Annotated in this window: 13 protein-coding genes and 1 pseudogene; 3 read left to right on the top strand and 11 right to left on the bottom strand. The window is 62.1% G+C overall.

Annotation, left to right across the window (positions count from 1 at the left end; all coding sequences use genetic code 11):
• Window positions 1-858: 858 nt before the first annotated feature.
• The 9 genes from thrS to WI26_RS30375 all read right to left on the bottom strand — a co-directional run bounded on the left by thrS (window position 859) and on the right by WI26_RS30375 (window position 12,279).
• Window positions 859-2,067, bottom strand: a complete 1,209-nt coding sequence (thrS, locus tag WI26_RS30420; protein ID WP_081334409.1) for a threonine--tRNA ligase — start codon at window positions 2,065-2,067, stop codon at window positions 859-861.
• Window positions 2,068-3,047: 980 nt separating this feature from the next.
• Window positions 3,048-4,571, bottom strand: a complete 1,524-nt coding sequence (locus WI26_RS30410; RefSeq protein WP_069228299.1) for a UxaA family hydrolase — start codon at window positions 4,569-4,571, stop codon at window positions 3,048-3,050.
• Window positions 4,568-5,731: a D-mannonate oxidoreductase gene (locus tag WI26_RS30405; protein WP_069228298.1), complete on the bottom strand. Its 1,164-nt coding sequence runs from the start codon at window positions 5,729-5,731 to the stop codon at window positions 4,568-4,570. The genes WI26_RS30410 and WI26_RS30405 overlap by 4 nt, the downstream gene beginning before the upstream one ends.
• Window positions 5,732-5,762: 31 nt before the next feature.
• Entirely contained in the window at window positions 5,763-6,773 is a 1,011-nt protein-coding gene (locus tag WI26_RS30400) for a zinc-binding alcohol dehydrogenase family protein (protein WP_069228297.1), read from the bottom strand.
• Window positions 6,774-6,795: 22 nt separating this feature from the next.
• Complete coding sequence (locus WI26_RS30395; RefSeq protein ID WP_069228296.1) at window positions 6,796-7,671, bottom strand: amidohydrolase family protein; 876 nt, start codon at window positions 7,669-7,671, stop codon at window positions 6,796-6,798.
• On the bottom strand, window positions 7,668-8,684 hold the full coding sequence (locus tag WI26_RS30390; RefSeq protein WP_069228295.1) for an aldo/keto reductase: 1,017 nt from the start codon (window positions 8,682-8,684) through the stop codon (window positions 7,668-7,670). The genes WI26_RS30395 and WI26_RS30390 overlap by 4 nt, the downstream gene beginning before the upstream one ends.
• A gap of 36 nt (window positions 8,685-8,720) precedes the next feature.
• Complete coding sequence (locus tag WI26_RS30385; protein WP_059539125.1) at window positions 8,721-9,668, bottom strand: ABC transporter substrate-binding protein; 948 nt, start codon at window positions 9,666-9,668, stop codon at window positions 8,721-8,723.
• Window positions 9,669-9,710: 42 nt separating this feature from the next.
• Window positions 9,711-10,742, bottom strand: a complete 1,032-nt coding sequence (locus WI26_RS30380; RefSeq protein ID WP_069228294.1) for an ABC transporter permease — start codon at window positions 10,740-10,742, stop codon at window positions 9,711-9,713.
• Window positions 10,735-12,279 (bottom strand): sugar ABC transporter ATP-binding protein, encoded by a 1,545-nt coding sequence (locus WI26_RS30375; RefSeq protein ID WP_069228293.1) that lies wholly within the window; start codon window positions 12,277-12,279, stop codon window positions 10,735-10,737. Before WI26_RS30375 ends, WI26_RS30380 begins: the two co-directional genes overlap by 8 nt.
• Before the next feature lie 233 nt (window positions 12,280-12,512).
• Here WI26_RS30375 and WI26_RS30370 point away from each other — a divergent pair, with 233 nt between their 5' ends.
• Both WI26_RS30370 and WI26_RS33490 read left to right on the top strand, forming a co-directional pair.
• Window positions 12,513-13,253 carry a FadR/GntR family transcriptional regulator gene (locus WI26_RS30370; protein WP_059539122.1) on the top strand — a complete coding sequence of 247 codons (741 nt, stop codon included), beginning with the start codon at window positions 12,513-12,515 and terminating at the stop codon, window positions 13,251-13,253.
• Between the two features lie 1,071 nt (window positions 13,254-14,324).
• Window positions 14,325-15,086 (top strand): DUF3592 domain-containing protein, encoded by a 762-nt coding sequence (locus WI26_RS33490; protein ID WP_081334408.1) that lies wholly within the window; start codon window positions 14,325-14,327, stop codon window positions 15,084-15,086.
• 368 nt (window positions 15,087-15,454) lie between these two features.
• On the opposite strand, the gene WI26_RS30365 is transcribed toward WI26_RS33490, so the two are convergent.
• Window positions 15,455-15,676, bottom strand: a complete 222-nt coding sequence (locus WI26_RS30365) for a hypothetical protein (RefSeq protein WP_069228292.1) — start codon at window positions 15,674-15,676, stop codon at window positions 15,455-15,457.
• A 617-nt stretch (window positions 15,677-16,293) separates the two neighbouring features.
• Window positions 16,294-16,674: a hypothetical protein gene (locus WI26_RS30355; protein WP_069228290.1), complete on the bottom strand. Its 381-nt coding sequence runs from the start codon at window positions 16,672-16,674 to the stop codon at window positions 16,294-16,296.
• 134 nt (window positions 16,675-16,808) lie between these two features.
• Between WI26_RS30355 and WI26_RS32020 the strand changes: the two are divergent.
• A pseudogene (locus WI26_RS32020) lies at window positions 16,809-16,922 on the top strand (DUF4400 domain-containing protein); the annotation flags it as partial.
• Window positions 16,923-17,067: the final 145 nt, after the last annotated feature.

Raw genomic sequence — 17,067 nt, 5'->3', positions numbered from 1 at the left:
TTCAGACATCCAAATCACCGTTCCATCCAGTAGCGAAGGTTCGCTCCCATCCGCCGTCACATCTCTGAGCACTCGCGCTCAGGAACCAATCAGATTTGACGGCCAGCTCGCATACTTGTCTGCGAGGACCGGCCGATCGCAACGTCGTCGAATTGAACGATAGACAAACCTAATCCGTCATGGCATCAGCTAGACGCGAACGTCATTGCGAACGCGATTTTGTCCACAGTCCTTCCGATCTAGAAACAAGATCGGTTAAGCCCGGGCAAGACTTCGAGGTCGACCACGACGATGAACTCTCCGAGGAAGCCGCGAGACGGCGTTACGTCGCTGGGTTTCTTTGTCGCGAGTATCAATTTGATCGGCAATTTCTTCAGACCCATCGGCTCGCCGCCGTTGTCTGCGGACCTGAAAGCGGAAAGTCTGTGGCGCTGCGCACCCGGCGAGGCCGAAATCCCGATAGTTGCTTTCTGAGGCTTGAGCCGGCCTGAGCAGAAAGCAAACGATCGGCGGTGTCACGGTCAATCCGCAACACGTTCGGCAAACACGTCCGCATGCAATTGCCACGTACGGCCTTCGTCCCGTGATACCTCTCCGGCCCAATGAAAACTGGTGGGCTTCACGCCATGAAAACTTTAGCGTGACATAGCGTTGTCCGTATTCCCGATCTGTACCATTCCCGCTGCGCCGACACGGCCCAGACCCGCAACAATTTTCAGCCCATTGAATTGCTCGTTCTCTGGCCTCTCTCATAATTTTTTAGAATTGCTTATTAAAATATTGATATGGATCGATTCGATCTATCTGCAAAGCGCCCTCTATCCGCCCGTGATCGCCGGAAGCGGCCCTGCCGTCAGATCAGAACACCCGCGTCGCGGACGGGACGCGTGCATGTTGCTTCAGGTACGCGAGCGCGTCGTTGATCGTCAGCACGTGCTGCTCTCCGTCCCGCATGCGCAACGACACCTCGCCGGCCAGCGCCTCCCTCCGACCAGCCACCGCGACGATCGGCGCAGCCAGTTCCCTCGCATCGAAGATCTTGCGCGGCAGACGCTCGGCACGGAAATCCCGCAGCACGCGGCAGCCGATGTCTTCGAAGGCGAACGCCGTGTCATCGGCAAATGCGCGCTCTTCCTGTCCGATGTTCGCAACGACGACCTGGTCCGGCGCGAGCCACGTCGGCAACCATCCCTGATAGTGCTCGAGAAGAATGCCGATGAACCGTTCGAGGCTCCCCAACACCGCGTGATGCAACATGACTGGCGTCACCTTCGCGCCGTCCTCTCCGACATACGCGGCACCGAGCCGCTCGGGCAATACGAAGTCGAGTTGGATCGTTCCGCATTGCCACTTCCGACCCTGGCGGTCGAGCAGATGAAATTCGAGCTTCGGGCCATAGAACGCGCCTTCTCCGCTCTGGATCTCGAAATCCAGGCCGGCCGCTCGTGCAGCGGACGCGAGCATCGCCTCCGCACGATCCCACACTGCATCGTCGCCGGCCCGAACCGCTGGCCGCGTCGACAACGCCACATCGAATTCAGCGAACCCGAAGTCCGCGTAGATCGCCTTCAGCAATATGCAGAATCGTGCGACTTCGACCTCGACCTGATCCGGCATGCAAAGCACATGGGCGTCGTCCTGCGTGAACGCACGGGCGCGCATGAGGCCATGCAGCGCGCCCGAAGGCTCGGCTCGATGGACCATGCCGAACTCCGAATATCGCAGCGGGAGATCACGGTACGAGCGCGAGCCTTTCTTGAAGATCTGCACATGACACGGGCAACTCATTGGTTTGAGGCAGTACGGATTGCCGTCGTTCTCGAGCGAAAACATGTTTCGCCCGAACTTCTCCCAGTGGCCGCTCTCCTCCCAAAGACTGCGGGAGACGATTTGAGGAGTCCGCACTTCCGCAAAGCCGGCCTGTCGCATCCGGACGCGGATATATTCCTCGACGACCCGATAAAGAACCATGCCGCGCGGATGCCAGAAGATGGCACCCGGACTTTCATCCTGCTGATGAAACAGGTCGAGTTTGTTGCCGAGTACCCGGTGGTCGAAATCGTCCATCATGTTCTCCGTTGACGTTGGTACCGGTCGGACGGAGCATTAAAAAAGCCCCGTCCGTTTCCGGCGGGGCTTGGGGATCGTTTGAGGCACCGACTTACGACGTGCAACCTCCCCCCGGCCCGCCGTTGGCGGTCGTGGTGGTGGTCGTGGTCGTCGTGACGAAAAGTGCGCTCATGTGACGAATCTAGTCACTTCGTTAACGTCTGTCAATAAGACATTTGAATATAATTCGGCACCCTCGATCTCTTCATAATCATTCTCAATAAGAAAACCCAACGAAAGGATTTCGTAACGAATTGCCGAAATCGGGTATTGCAATCCATACAATTCATTCACGGAAGGCCGACTGATCTATCTGGTGGACGCCGCTGATGCAGTAAATTCACTCTTGGTCGACGCGCCCACGGCGTCGGCCTGCTTCAACGCATAGGTGATCTGTTCTTCGATGGACTTGCTGTTCTCACGGCATGACCTCCTGGTCTCGATGACAACGTCATGCCGGAATTCTCCACTTCTAAATGAGACAGGCCAGGGTCACTCTCGTGAAGGCGAAACCATCCGTGACATGCCCTGATCAGTCTCCGAGAGTTGCGAAATCCTATTGTTCGGTGTCAACGTCAATACCTGATTTTCTTAGAATCGCACGCGCAGGTGCAGCTTGATTCGAAGTATCGGCAACGATATGGTGAGCGGCGGAGTTGGCTGGACGAGTCATGTCCGACTTCTCCATGCGCGCGCTGTATGCCAACCTCGCCGCTCGCGGTATCGGGCCGAACGCCCGGTGATCGCTACGTCGCCGGCCATCGCGACAACGACAATCCCGGCAGCCGGACTCGGCCGTCACTCCGGACGTCTGCGCAGGCTCGGGCGGGCGCGCTCGCCCGTAAAGCGGTTCTGCTTTCCGATGCGTCCCGCGATCGGGCAATCGCGGGCGTGCCGACGACACTGTCGGCACGTCGGGTACGCCGGCTCGCCCCGCGTCACATGATCGCGCCGCGCTGCCACGGCACGAACTCGCGCTCGCCGATGCCGTTCTCCTCGCTTCGGGATGTTCGTCCGGACGCGACGTCGAGCATCAGCCGAAACAGCAGCGCGCCCGCTTCGTCGACGGTCAGCGAACCGGCGAGGATGCCGCCGCTGTCGAAGTCCATGTCCGATCGCATCCGCTCGAACAAGCCGGTCGTCGTCGCGATCTTGATCGTGGGCACCGGCTTCGAGCCGAACACCGAGCCGCGTCCCGTGGTGAAGCACACGAGGTTCGCGCCGCCGGCGATCTGTCCGGTGGCCGACACCGGGTCGTAACCGGGCGTATCCATGAACACGAGGCCTGACTGCCGCACCGGTTCGGCATAGTCGTAGACCGCGCGAAGCGCCGATCGGCCGCCCTTCGACACCGCGCCGAGCGACTTCTCGAGAATCGTCGTGATACCGCCGGCGATATTGCCGGGTGACGGGTTGTTGTTCATTTCACCGCCGTTGTCGGCGACATAGCGCTCCCACCATTGCAGCCTGCCGAGCAACCGCCCGGCCACGTCTCGTGAGGCCGCGCGAGCGACCAGCAGATGCTCCGCACCGTAGATCTCGGGCGTCTCGGACAGAATCGCCGTGCCGCCGTTGCGTACCAGCAGATCGACCGCCGCGCCCAGCACGGGATTCGCCGTGATCCCCGAGTAGCCGTCGGAGCCGCCGCATTGCAGGCCGACCGTCAGCCGCGACGCCGGCACGGCGCTGCGCCGCGCGCCTTCGGCCGCCTCCAGCAGCTCGCGGACAATCGACACACCGCGCGCGACGGATTCGCGCACACCGCTCTCGTCCTGAATGACCAGCGTGCGAACGGTGCCCGACGCGGATGCGCCCAACTTCGCCGCGAGCGTCCGCACCTGATTGACTTCGCACCCGAGGCCGACGAACAGCACGCCGGCGAAATTCGGGTTGCGTGCGTACCCGACGAGCGTGCGCCGCAGCAGCTCGATCCCGTCCCCCGTGGCCGACATCCCGCATCCGCTCTGATGAGTGATCGCGACGACGCCGTCGACATGGCCGAACGCATCGAGTGCGCCATGCCGGTACGCATCGGCGATGGCATGACACACGCTCGCCGAACAGTTGACGCTCGCGATCACGCCAATGTAGTTGCGCGTTCCCACACTGCCGTCGGGCCGCACGAATCCGTCGAAGGTATCGAGCCGATCCGGCGGTGCGTCGTGCACCGAACCGGCAGGCCCGTCGTCGAGCGCATGCCGCTCGGGCATCCCGACGTTGTGCACGTGCACGTGCTCGCCGGCAACGATGTCGCGCAGCGCGATGCCGATCGACTGCCCGCATTTGACGATCGCCGCCCCGCGTGCAATCGCGGCCGTGGCGATCTTGTGGCCGGCCGGCACCGCCGCCGCGGCGCGCAGCGGCGTGCCATTCACGTCGATCGACCCGCCCGGTTCAAGCGCGTCGAGCGCGACCGCGACGTTGTCGTCGCGGTGAAGGATGACGACTGTCGGTTGATTCACGATGCGATTCTCCCTGTCGTTGCGTCGGCCGCGCTGCCATGGCGGGCAGCGATGTGCCGTAAGCACGGTTGTTCGGCCGGCACCGCCAGCGAATCCGCGAGTGCGAGCAGCGGCTCGATCCGCCGCGCGACCTTCTCTCGATGGTTGATCGCGATGTCGGCCAGACGATGTGCAAGATACGGATTGAGAAAGCGCTCGCGCACGCTGTCGACATAGCGCTCGGCCGTTTCGCGCAAACCGAGCGCCGCGAAGACCGGTGCGACTTCATCGCGCCACACCGCTTCGAGACCGTCGCGCAGCCGCGTGTCGTTCATCGCGTCCCGCACCGTTTCCGAATCGGGCCGCCCTGCCGACAGCCACTGTTCAGCGAGCCAGCTGTGCCCGAGGTTGAGAAAAAACAGCTTCAGCCGCTCGTGACTGCGCAGATCGTCGGTCACGACGATCTGCGCGTGCCGGCAAGGCAGCGCGATGCCTGCGCGGCGTTCGATCGCCCATAGTGCGTAGGGCTCCGCAACCGCGCCGACCGGATTGATCGGCTCGGAAACGATGCGATCGACGAGCGAGTTGACCCAGATGCAACGCTCGCGCAGATAGTCGGCGAACGAGTCGGGCATCCGCCACCCGTGCGCCAGGTCCAGCACGATATCGCGCAGCGTGTCGCCGTTGTTCGCGATCAGCTCGCACGGCAGAATGGACACGCCATCGTCGGGCCGCGCCTGCCAGCGTGCGTACAGCAGCACGAGCAGCTTCGCCGGAAAACCGTGCGGTGCCTGCGCCGTTTCGGCGAGCAGCTCCGCGGCGTCGCGCGGGTCCGCACGATAGCCCGCGTCGCCGGTGTTCGACACGATGACGCGCACCGTCTCGATCACGGCGCGGCGAATCTCGGCCCAGTCGGTTTCGGCATCCCACGCGCGCTGCACGGCGCGGCATTCGACGACTTCGTCCACGATGACGCCGCGGTCGCGCCCCCGGATGCGCACCGGATAGCGGCCGTTTGCCCGGAGCGCGTCGATCCGGGCGCGACTGGCCGGATTGCCGGTGGTCTGGACGATCCCGATGCCGCCCATCGCACTGCCCTCGTCGAGTGCCTGCGACACGAACAGGTCGACGTGCGCCAGCAGGAAGCGGCTCGTGCCGAACTGGAGGATCGGTGGCGTCATGGCGTGCGCTCCGCGCGTCGACTGTGCTCGATCAGCATTCGACGAGTGCCTTCACGACGGTCTGTCCCGCCTCCAGCAGACGCGGAAATGCATCGGGCACATCCTCGAGCCGCATCCTGTGCGTGTTCAGCGCGCGGTCCGGAATGCGCGCCGCGCGCATCGCGTCGAGCACCGTCTCGAAATCTTCGGCCGTGGCATTGCGGCTCGCGAGCAACGTCGTCTCCCGTTTGTGGAACTCAGGATCCGAAAAGGCGACGTGCCCGCGCACGATCGAGATCAACGTGTATTTGCCGCCGTGCGCGACGAACTCGAAGCCGCGATTCATCGCATCGAGGTTTCCCGTCGCATCGAACACCGCATCGAAATACTCGCCGTTCGTCAACTCCGCGAGACGCGCCGCGTCGTCCGCTCCCACCTCCACCGTCGCATCGACCGTCAGATGCTGCCGGCAGAACGCCAGGCGATCCGCACGCGTGTCGAGGCACGTGACGTCGGCGCCGCGCAGCCGCGCGAAGATCATCGCGGCCATGCCGATCGGCCCGGCGCCGACAATCAGCGCACGCTGCCCGGCGCGGACGTCCGCACGCCGCACCGCGTGCGCGCCGATCGCGAGGAATTCCAGCATCGCCGCCTGGTCGAGCGAAATGCCGTCGGCCTTGTGGACGAACTGCGCGGGCACGCTCAGGTATTCGGCGAGCGCACCGTCGCGATGCACGCCGAGCACCTTGATGTTGACGCAGCAGTTCGTGTTGCCGTGACGACATGCGATGCAGTGTCCGCACGACAGATACGGCATCACATACACCGCGTCGCCCGGGCCGAGCCGCGACTCCGGCTCGGCCTCGACAACGATCGCGGAAAGCTCGTGACCCATCACGCGCGGATATTCGAGGTACGGCTGGTTGCCGGTGAAGATGTGCAGGTCGGTGCCGCAAATACCGACGCGTTGCACGCGCAACAGCACTTCGCCGCTGCCGCGGGCGGGCAGCTCGCGCTGCTGCACACGCAGCACGCCAGGGGATTCGCAAATCACGCTGAGCATGTCGGGTTCCTTTCGTTCTGGTTCATTCGTCGTGGCGTGCTGTGTCGATCCGGTAGAAGTCGCGCGCATTGCCGCCGAACACGCCGGCCAGCGCCGCCGCACCGAGCCACTGCGCGCAATCTTCCTCGCACGCGGCCAGCCATTCGCCGTAGTCACCGCACGCCGATGCCAGCCGCAGGACCGGCCAGTCGCTGCCCCACATCAAGCGGGTCGGCCCGAACAGCTCGGCCAGCGCTTGTATGTACGGCCGCGTGCGCGCTCGCACCGTGTCCGGGCCGGCCGAAGGCCCGGCCTCCGTCCAGAGACCGGACAACTTGCAATGAAGGTTCGGCAGGCTCGCGAGTCTGCTCATCGACGACAGCCACGGCTGAAGTTCACCCCGTTCGATGTCCGGCTTCGCACCGTGGTCGATCACGATCGGCAGGCGCGGATGGCGTCGCGCGAACGCATGCAACGCATCGAGATGGCGCGGCATCACCAGCGCGTCAAAACCCAACGCATGCTCGAGCATCGCCGCGACCGCGCGATCCAGCCGCGGATCGTCGATCCATGCGTCGTCGGGCAGATCCTGCAGCATCGGTCGCAAGCCGCGCGCCTTGGGTGCGGACGCGAATGCCGCGATCCGTGCCACTGCGTCGTCAGCCTTCATGTCGACCCAGCCGACCACGGCGCCGACTGTTGGCGTTGCGGCCGCGACATCGAGCAGAAAGCGCGTGTCAGCTTCGCTCGGCAGCGATTGCACGAGTACGGTGGTATCGATGCGCGCCGCATCGAGCAGCGGCGCCAGATCGGCGGGGCCGAAATCCCGGTGAATCGCATCGAGTTCGGCCGGTGGCCAGCAGCCGGCCCGCGCGCCGATTCGCCAGTAGTGCTGATGGGCGTCGATGCGCGCTGTCATGCGCGTGCTCCCGGAACTGGCGCGTGCGCGTCGATCAGACCTTCATCGCGCAGTTCAGCCCACAGTCCGGCAGGCAACGGGCGCTCGAACCATTCGATGTTCTGCTTCAGCTGGGCCACGCTGCGCGCGCCGATCACGCACGACACGACGGCCGGATGGCCGAATGGAAACTGCAATGCAGCGGCCGGAAGCGGCACGTCGAAGCGGTTGCACAGCGCACCGAGCCGAGCCGCCTTGTCGATCACGTCGGCGCTCGCGTCCGCATAGTTGAACTTGCCGTTGCCGACGAGCAGGCCGGAGTTGAACACGCCGCCGATCACGATAGCCGTCCCTTCACGGGCGCACACGTCGAGCAGCGGCTCGAGCGCCATCTGTTCGAGCAACGTGTAGCGGCCGGCCAGCAGCACCGCGTCGAGTGCCGTTTCGTTCAGCGCATCGGCGGCGACTTCCCATTCGTTCACGCCGAGACCGAACGCGACGATCTCGCCGCTGGAACGCAGCGCATCCAGCGCACGAAACCCGCCGCCACGAGTCAACTGTTCCCAGTAGTACGCGTGACGATCGCCGTGCGTCATCGCGCCGATGTCGTGCACGTACAGCATGTCGATCCGCGCGAGCCCGAGCCGTTGCCGGCTGTCCTCGTGCGAGCGCATGATGCCGTCGTAGCTGTAGTCGTAGACCGGCCTGAACGGCAGCGGCTCGGCCCAGCCGTCGTCGCCCGGTCGCACGCTCGGGTCGGCGCGCATCAGCCGCCCAACCTTCGTGCTGAGCGTGAAGGCACCGCGCTCTCGCGGGGCGAGCCCCGTTCCCGCGCGCCGCTCCGACAGCGTGTAGCCGTAATACGGAGCAGTATCGAAGTAGCGGAGGCCGGCCGCCCACGCGGCATCGACAAGCGCGGCCGCGTCGGCGGCCGACATCGACCGATAAAGGCCGCCGAGCTGCGAGCAGCCGAGGCCGAGCACGGACACCGTCAACCCGCTGCGCGGCAAGATGCGCGTATCGTTTGCGTTCATGAGGTGTGACTGGATGCGGGAAAATGACACGGATGATCAGTACAGAACGTTCTTCGCGGCCTGCGAATCGAGGTTCTGCTTGTCGACCATCACGACGCCGGTATCGATCACCTTCGGCGCGGGCTTGCGCTCGATGACGTCGAGCGCCGTGCGCACGCCCTGATTCCCCATCTGCCACGAACCTTGCACGGCGATCGCCTGCACTGTGCCGTCGCGCACGAAGCCCTGCAGGTCCTCGTTGCCGTCGAAGCCGATCGCCACCACCTTGCCCGCTTTGCCCGACTGTTTCAGCGCCCGCCCCATGCCGACCGCGGTCGGCTCGTTCGCGCCGAAGATGCCCTTCAGGTCGGGGTTGGACGACAGCACGTCGGTCGTCTGGTTCAGCGCGGTCGCCATTTGCGATTGCGAGTAGTACGGGCCGACGATCTGCAGCTTCGAATGGCTCTCGATGTACTTGCGGAATCCACCGACGCGGCTGATCTCGGACCCCGCGCCCGGTACGTACGACATGATCGCGATCTTGCCCGACTGCCCGACGCGGTCGATCAGCGCCTTCGCGCACAGCGCCCCGGCCTTCTCGTTGTCGGTCGACAGGAACGCCTGGAAGTATGGCTTGCCGGCATCCGAGATGGCCGAGTCGATCAGCACGACCGGGATGTGCGCTTCCCACGCCTTCTTGATCGCGGGCACGAGCGCATCGGGATCGGACGGCGCGAGCACGATGCCCGCCACGTGACGCGTGACCGCGTTGTCGACCATGTTGACCTGCCCGCTGATGTCGGACTCGGCCGCCGGGCCCTGGAACGTCATCGTGTAGCCCTTGACGCCGTCGAGTGCCGCCTTCGCGCCCTTCTGCACGTTCTGCCAGTAGTTCGAATTGACCGTCTTGACGATCACGGCGATCTCGCCGCCCGCCGCATACGCACCGCTGTTGCACACCGCGAACACGCACGCCGATGCCGCCAGCAGGATGGATTTTTTCATGTCTCGCTCCGCTTCTCGTTGGTAGGGACTGCTTGCTGCCGGTCAGGGCCGGCGATTGCGCAACTGATCGATCCAGACCGTGCCCAGAATTACGACGCCGATGATGATCTGCTGGATGAAGCTCGACACGCCGTTCATGTTCAGGCCGTTGCGCAGCACGCCGATCACGAACGCGCCGATCGCCGTGCCGGAAATCGTGCCGACGCCGCCCATCAGCGATGTGCCGCCGATGACCGAGCTGGCGATCGCGTCGAGCTCGTACATCACGCCTTCGTTCGGCTGCCCGGTGACCAGCCGCGACATCAGCACGCAGCCGGTGACGCCCGCGAGCGCGCCGGACAATACATAGGTGAACAGCTTCACGCCTTGTACGTTCACGCCCGACAGCCGCGCCGCCTCCGCATTCGACCCGACCGCGTAGATATGACGGCCGAGCGACGTTCTCGACAGCAGGACGGACACCACGACGAACAGCACGACCATGATCACGACCGGGTACGGAATGCCGGGAAACGTCGTGTCGGGGAACCCGTCAGCCCCGATGTGCGAGATCCGCAGCAGCGCGCCGTTGCCGAGCGCGCCGAACGCGTCGCCGAGATCCGATACCGGGCGTGCGCCCGTGATCTGGAGCGCGATGCCGCGCGCGACGAGCATCATGCCGAGCGTCGCGATGAATGGCGGAAGGCCCATCTGCGTCACGCAGATGCCGTTGACGAGCCCGCACAGCGCGCCGACCAGGATGCCGGCCGCCATGGCGGCGGGCACCGGCACGCCGGCCTTGACCAGCAGCGCGGCGCACACGCCGGCCAGCGCCAGCACCGAGCCGACCGACAGATCGATGCCGCCCGTGATGATGACGCAGGTGGCGGCCACGCCCAGATACGCAATGGAGGTCACCTGCAGGCCGACGGTCATCAGGTTGTCGACCGAAAAGAACGCCGCGCTCGATATCGAGAACGCGAACACGAGCACGACGAGGCTACCCAGCGCCGCGAACTTCTGGATCAGGTCGCGCCGCCGCTGTCGCGCCGATCGCTCGTCGGCCTGGCTTCGATCGGATGTCATTTCAAGCATGGGAACGCCCCGACGCGTAGTGCATGATCTCCTCCTGACTGGTGTGTTTCGTGTCGAGCAATACGGTCATTCGACCTTCGTGAAAAACGGCGATCCGATCGGTCATGCCAATCAGCTCCGGCAATTCCGAACTGATCAGCACCACGCCGACGCCGTCCGCGGCGAGCCGGTCCATCAGCCCGTAGATCGCAAATTTCGCGCCGACGTCGATGCCGCGCGTCGGTTCGTCGAAGAACAGGATCTTCGAGCCGCGGTACAGCCATTTGCCGATGACGACCTTCTGCTGGTTGCCGCCGGACAGGTTGCGCACACGCTGGTGCACGGACGGCGTGCGAATCGCGAGTTCCTGCACGTAGCGGCGCGCCACGTCCAGTTCGTCGTCGAAGCGCAGGAACCCGAAGCGCGATGCGACGCCGCGCACGTGCGTGAGCGTGAGGTTCGCCGCGACGGGCATCGACAGCGCGAGCCCTTCCTTCTTGCGGTCCTCCGACAGATAAGCGATGCCGTGCCGGATCGCCTCGCGCGGCGAGCGGATCGTCACGGGCCGACCCTGCAACGCGATCGTGCCGCCGTCGGGGCGATCCGCGCCGAAGATCGCGCGTGCGATCTCGGTTCGCCCGGCGCCCATCAATCCCGCGAAACCGAGGATCTCGCCGCGGCGCAGCGCGAACGACACCGGCCCGAACACGCCGTCCCGGCGCAGTTCCCGAACGTCGAGCAGCACTTCGTCCGTCGGCACCGATTGACGTGATGGATAGGCGTCGTCGAGCGTACGTCCGACCATGCGCGCGACGATCTCGTCGATGCTCACGTCGGCGAACACGTCCGTCGAGATGTAGCGTCCGTCGCGCAGCACGGTCACGCGATCGACGATCTGCGCCATTTCGTCGAGCCGGTGCGAGATATACAGAATCGCCACACCGTCGGCACGCAGCTCCTCGATGATGCGAAAGAGCTGCGCCGTTTCCGCTTCCGTCAGCGAGGACGTGGGCTCGTCCATGATCAGCACGCGCGCATCGTGCGACAGCGCCTTCGCGATTTCGACCATTTGCTGCTGCGCGATCGACAGCACACCGACCTTCGTGGTTGGCGCGACGTTCAGGCCAATTCGCGCGATGCAGCGCGCCGCATCGGCGTTCATGCGTTTCGTGTCGACGAACGGGCCGCGCCGCGGCTCGCGTGCGAGGAACAGGTTCTCCGCCACGCTCAGGTGCGGCACGAGATTGAGCTCCTGGTGAATGATCGAGATGCCGGCCGCCTGCGCTTCGGATGCCGAACCGAATCGCACCGGCGCGCCGCGATAGTGAACGACGCCCTCGTCGGGCAGATACTGTCCGCTGATGATCTTCATCAACGTGGATTTGCCCGCCCCGTTTTCGCCGCATATCGCGTGCACCTCGCCGCGTCGGAGATCGATCCGAATCCCGTCCAGCGCCAGCACGCCCGGAAAGCGCTTGCGTATTCCTTCCAGGCGCAGGATCTCCTGGTCGGTATCGGCCTGCGCGGCCTGAACCGGCGGTTTGCTGGACATTGCCATTGCGTCTCCTTGGAGCGGGCCGACCTCGATGCCACGTGGTCAGTCCAATTTCGATGAATTACATCAATCCCGGCACGTTTGGTCAAGCCAATTTATATATATCCATCCTATCTTACCAATGATAAAAACCCGGAGGCCCGACGGAGCCTGCTGCCGGAAGGCCGCCCATGGCGGGCGTGATAGACTCCGTGACACACGCGCGCATCGACCACGCCTCGACTTTTACTCATCGGATGAAATCGACAGAACCAAAGCGGCTTTACCAATCTGTCGCGGCCCAGATCGTCGCGCTGATTCGCCAGGGCGAATTCGCGATTGGCGAGCGCCTGCCGCCCGAGCGCGAACTGGCACTCACGCTCGGCGTATCGCGCCCGTCGCTGCGCGAGGCGCTGATCGCGCTGGAAATTGGCGGCCAGATCGAGATCCGGATGGGTTCCGGCGTCTATGTCCGCGATACGGCGGCCGATGATGTCGGCCAGATGGTCACGCTTGGCGACAGCCCGTCGGAGCTGATGCAGGCGCGCGCGGTGATCGAAGGCAGCGTCGCCGCACTCGCCGCCGCGCGAATGACGGCCGCGATGCTCGATCGCCTGCGCCGCACGGTGCAGCGCATGAAGCGGCTCGCGGAAGCCGGCAAATCGCCTGTCGAAGCCGACCGGCAGTTCCACATGCTGATCGCGGAAGCCGCCGGCAATTCGGTACTCGCGCGCTTCGTCGGCGAGCTGTTCGACAGCCGACACGACCCGATCGCGGCGGCCATGCGCGGCCACGCGGAGAATCCGCAGACATGGACGGCCGCCGTGCTGGAGCATGAGAACGTCCTTCAGGCGCTGCAGGCCGGCGACCCGATCGCCGCGCAGACCGCCATTCGCGCGCATCTGCGCGCATCCGAAGCGAGATGGATCGAAGGCGGGCTGAAAACCGACACGGATTTGGCATGCCCCCTGCAAACACCGCAAGCCGAGGGCGAGTAAAGTTCGCGTCAGCGGCGGAAGAAGGCCCTTCGCGGCGAGCGGATAAACGGCCGTTGTGACTCAGAACGCGGCCCAGCGCGTGATTACCGCGAAGTTCTGCTTTTCGCCGAAACGTGTCGGTAGTGGCTGAGCCACGATCGCCCGCATAGTCCTCTAAGTCGCGGCCGGGCGGTCCAGTGAAATCTGGTTCGGGGTCACGTGGTCATGACGTGCTGTTCAACTCTCTAGATTGGCCGCTGGTATGCCGCGGTGATAAGTTCCACTATCTTCCGGGCACGTTCTTCCCGGCGTCAGCGGTGGCACGCGACCGCGAATGGCGGTTCCCGGGCGACGCGAACGACTCCAAACGACCCGGAGCGGACAGCCGCCTTTCTACAAAGCAGCCATTCGCTTCAGATGGGCAAACGCCGCGCGAAAGTTTACAACTCTTTCGGATTGACGTGTGTGAAATGCAATGGGGTTAACGATTCCTTGAAAACTCCGCTGCCATTGCATCTAATTGCCACCAAACGCAACAATCAAAGCTTGGCGGGGGTAGCATCGTGAAGAAAATTGCCTTGCATTTGATGGACGCCGCATTAGTCTCTGCGGTTTTGTTTTTCTACTACGTTTGCGCATTTTACGGTCACGGTCGAGCACCAATATCGACCCAAATGGCCCATTGGCGAGACGTATGCTTTGCCTTGACGCTTGTCGCGATGTTTGCCATTCCATTTCGAGTAAAAAAATCATATCCGAGTATATACAACTTCGCTACAGTTAACGCAAAAGGAGAGAGAAGAAAAACAATATTCATTCCATTGTTGACAATGATTGCAATCATCATCGGCACGGTAACAATAATTCGAATATTGATTGTGGCGCCCCCCTAAACAGGGAGCGTGAATAGTTGCGGATACATCTTCATATCCGAGTCCACTGGGATCATAGCCTCAGAAGAATCGTCAACCGCGCCACGACACAATGTCGGAGTTTTAAGATCCGACATCCATGATGCCATGATAGGGTAAGCGATACTACGCCAAGTCACGCGTGTAGGCAGAGAATTTATGTAGCTCAAACGGGGGATCTATGTATAACGGGCGCTTCCTTCGTGCTTTACTCGTTTTCTCGATTGTTATTTTTTCAATCCATCGACTGGCGAGATTGGAACATTGGTCCACAGAAATGACGGTGGTTTTCGAGACTGGAATGGTTCTGGCATTCGCACTGATCTGGATCCATTCCATCAAGAGTAAAGGTAAAATAAAAAGCGAAACATATCGACATATTGAACCGCCTGCCACAGGCTCCCAACCGGAAACCCACAAGCGAAAGTCAACGGCCACAAATATGAGATTGACCGCTGTTGCCTTACTAATAGCGGGCTGTTTCTCAATGCGACCACTATATAGTGCACTTGATTTTGCTTATGCCCTGCGCGCGCAGCAGAATTGGCCTTCGGCGAACGGAAAGGTACTAACAGCGCACGTCGAGCCTGCCACATCCAAAGCTGGTCGTATTTACTGGCACCCGGTTTGGTCTTACTCGTATATTGTCGGTGGCAATTCCTACACGTCAGGAAGTAGAGATTTGAAGGGACGGTTTGCGCTGGTCGACTTCCCCACGAGAAATGACGCGAACGCGATCGCAAGCCAGAGGCCAGCTGGAGCAGAAGTGAGGGTCTATTATGATCCCTTCGCCCCGCAACGCTCCGTACTAGATCGACGGACGTGGACCGCTGTCGATTGGATCGCGATGCTAGTCGCCACGATTCTGCCCGTCATTACATTCGGAACTTCAGCGTTTCTTTTTTATCGTGCCTCATCCTCAATCGGGAATGGTGAGGCGTAAAGGATTGCGATATCTTAAAAAACGGATTTAAAGTTATATAAACGCTCTGCCTGTTATCGCGCCTAAGGTTTCCTCAGATTGCGCTCCTCTCCCGAGGACAATGCTCGAGATGTCGCTGGACGGGTACTAATGCGGCGACCCGACTCGCGGCGGCGCTCATACCTGCGCATTATCTGACAGGACCCGGCACACAAAGCCACGCTAAAACTTACGCCCGCGCTTTTGTGGACGGGCCGTTACCGACCCGAAGCGATCAGTGGGAATTCTCAAAAGTGGACGCTGGTCACCGAGAGACGTTGTCTAATGCTGGACTGAACCACGCAGCCTCAACGTGGGCCCAAAGGAGCTCTTAGTATTTTGAAAGGCATTCATTGCAGTGAATCTAGGCCGAACTGCTCGGCTAGGTCAGGGAAGCCAAGCGACGTTGCGACCCTAGCAAAGGCATTGCGCTCTGCTGTCGATGCGACTGCAAGTGCAAGTGCAGATGCGATCTCCTCAAGTGCGTTCACGTCTTCGTCCTCAGTGTGCAAGTTGCTCCGCTGATCGATGTACCTAATGGCGAGTACCAGTGCCTTGGCTAGTGCATCCATGTCTGCCTTCAAAAGACCAAATGTGATGTGAAACACATGCAGTGAAGAACGCCATTTGTGACAAATTTCCAACGACCGCTTCTAGCCGCAAACAGGCTCGTGCCAAACGATACGGCCATGCATTTAAGGTCTAAGGCTGGCGCGAGATCGTTACGACGCGCTGCTATCCATCACAAGCAACGGGTTTAACACCTGTATGATCTCGGCCCGACCGATGAGTCGTGCCCCCTCGGCAACGTCCAGTATACGACCGGTCCAAAGCGTATGTGGATAGGCCTCTGGTGTAACAAGCCAGACCTCGGCCAAGCACTGCTCACATGTCACCACGCTGCGTCCCTCCGCGAACTCGTGATGGGCTGACGACCAATAGTCCGGCCGGATTTTGTAGATCGGACGATAGCCAGTCCGGACGTGCTTTACCGTGCCCTCGTGTGTAAGCGCGGTCAGCATGAACATCACCAGCAAGTCAGGCGGTCGGATTGGGCGACTCACGTAGTGGTTCCTAAAAGCTTCTACAAGAGAGCGACATCAAATTGTCGTCGATCCAGACGTCGTTGTCGGTCGACCGCTTCTGGCCGTATCTCGACTCATGCGAATCGCGAGATTTAGAGACTCGATCATTGATCGCCGTCGCCGCCCACCGTACCTCCGAGCCGCAGGTGCCGATCCTCGATCCAGCCCTCGAAATCCTCGCCAGTTTTGTTGTTGACATACATGACCTGGTACCAGTTCTTGTATGGCTTGTAGACCGTCACGTTGTCGCCCGGAATGATGAACAGGCGCTTGTTTATGCACTTTGACTCGGGCGCAGAATGGAAATAGGCGCGTCCAGTCCCGATTACCGTTGCCATAACCGGCGGCCTGAAATTGTCGTCAGGGCCTCCGGTGGACTTGCCGAGTTTCGCGCAGTCCACTTCAGCCAGCGAGTACGTTGTGGCGAGGCTCGCACACAAGGTGAAGACGACGCGAACAGTCATCACGGAAGCGTGATTCAACATGCTTTATGCAGGACTATGATCGGGGAGATTCGTTCGCTCTTATGTCAATCCGGCGATGATGTGAGTTGCCGAACAGGCGTCATTGTCATCGATTCAGGGGACGACGTCGAACGTCTCAAACTGGCCGGGGAGCTACCTATCTCGCTCTGCCGATCAGTCTCAGTCCCTTGCTGGTGTTGCTGCCGGCCGCGGCCTTACTCGGGCTCGCCATGGATATCACCGCCGGCAGCTTCAAAAAGTATCTCTAGGCGTCCCGCCGATCCACAGGGGCCGGCGCGACCTCAATGACAACCGCCGCCCAGTGCCTGCATGCAATCCCACAGCGACTGGCAGCCCGACAGGGCCACGACACTCGCCAGCAGTAAAATCATCCCCATCCACGTCCTGATCATT

This window comes from Burkholderia diffusa (assembly GCF_001718315.1).
Classification (GTDB): domain Bacteria; phylum Pseudomonadota; class Gammaproteobacteria; order Burkholderiales; family Burkholderiaceae; genus Burkholderia; species Burkholderia diffusa_B.
Note: the sequence above shows the minus strand (reverse complement) of the source record. Positions and strands in the feature narration are given on the sequence as shown.

Coding starts and splice junctions, on each gene's coding strand:
- WI26_RS30395 (WP_069228296.1), bottom strand. CDS start 7,671: ATGACAGCGCGCATCGACGCCCATCAGCACTACTGGCGAATCGGCGCG.
- WI26_RS30390 (WP_069228295.1), bottom strand. CDS start 8,684: ATGAACGCAAACGATACGCGCATCTTGCCGCGCAGCGGGTTGACGGTG.
- WI26_RS30370 (WP_059539122.1), top strand. CDS start 12,513: ATGAAATCGACAGAACCAAAGCGGCTTTACCAATCTGTCGCGGCCCAG.
- WI26_RS30355 (WP_069228290.1), bottom strand. CDS start 16,674: ATGTTGAATCACGCTTCCGTGATGACTGTTCGCGTCGTCTTCACCTTG.
- WI26_RS33490 (WP_081334408.1), top strand. CDS start 14,325: ATGTATAACGGGCGCTTCCTTCGTGCTTTACTCGTTTTCTCGATTGTT.
- WI26_RS30385 (WP_059539125.1), bottom strand. CDS start 9,668: ATGAAAAAATCCATCCTGCTGGCGGCATCGGCGTGCGTGTTCGCGGTG.
- WI26_RS30400 (WP_069228297.1), bottom strand. CDS start 6,773: ATGCTCAGCGTGATTTGCGAATCCCCTGGCGTGCTGCGTGTGCAGCAG.
- WI26_RS30375 (WP_069228293.1), bottom strand. CDS start 12,279: ATGGCAATGTCCAGCAAACCGCCGGTTCAGGCCGCGCAGGCCGATACC.
- WI26_RS30405 (WP_069228298.1), bottom strand. CDS start 5,731: ATGACGCCACCGATCCTCCAGTTCGGCACGAGCCGCTTCCTGCTGGCG.
- WI26_RS30380 (WP_069228294.1), bottom strand. CDS start 10,742: ATGCTTGAAATGACATCCGATCGAAGCCAGGCCGACGAGCGATCGGCG.
- thrS (WP_081334409.1), bottom strand. CDS start 2,067: ATGGACGATTTCGACCACCGGGTACTCGGCAACAAACTCGACCTGTTT.
- WI26_RS30365 (WP_069228292.1), bottom strand. CDS start 15,676: ATGGATGCACTAGCCAAGGCACTGGTACTCGCCATTAGGTACATCGAT.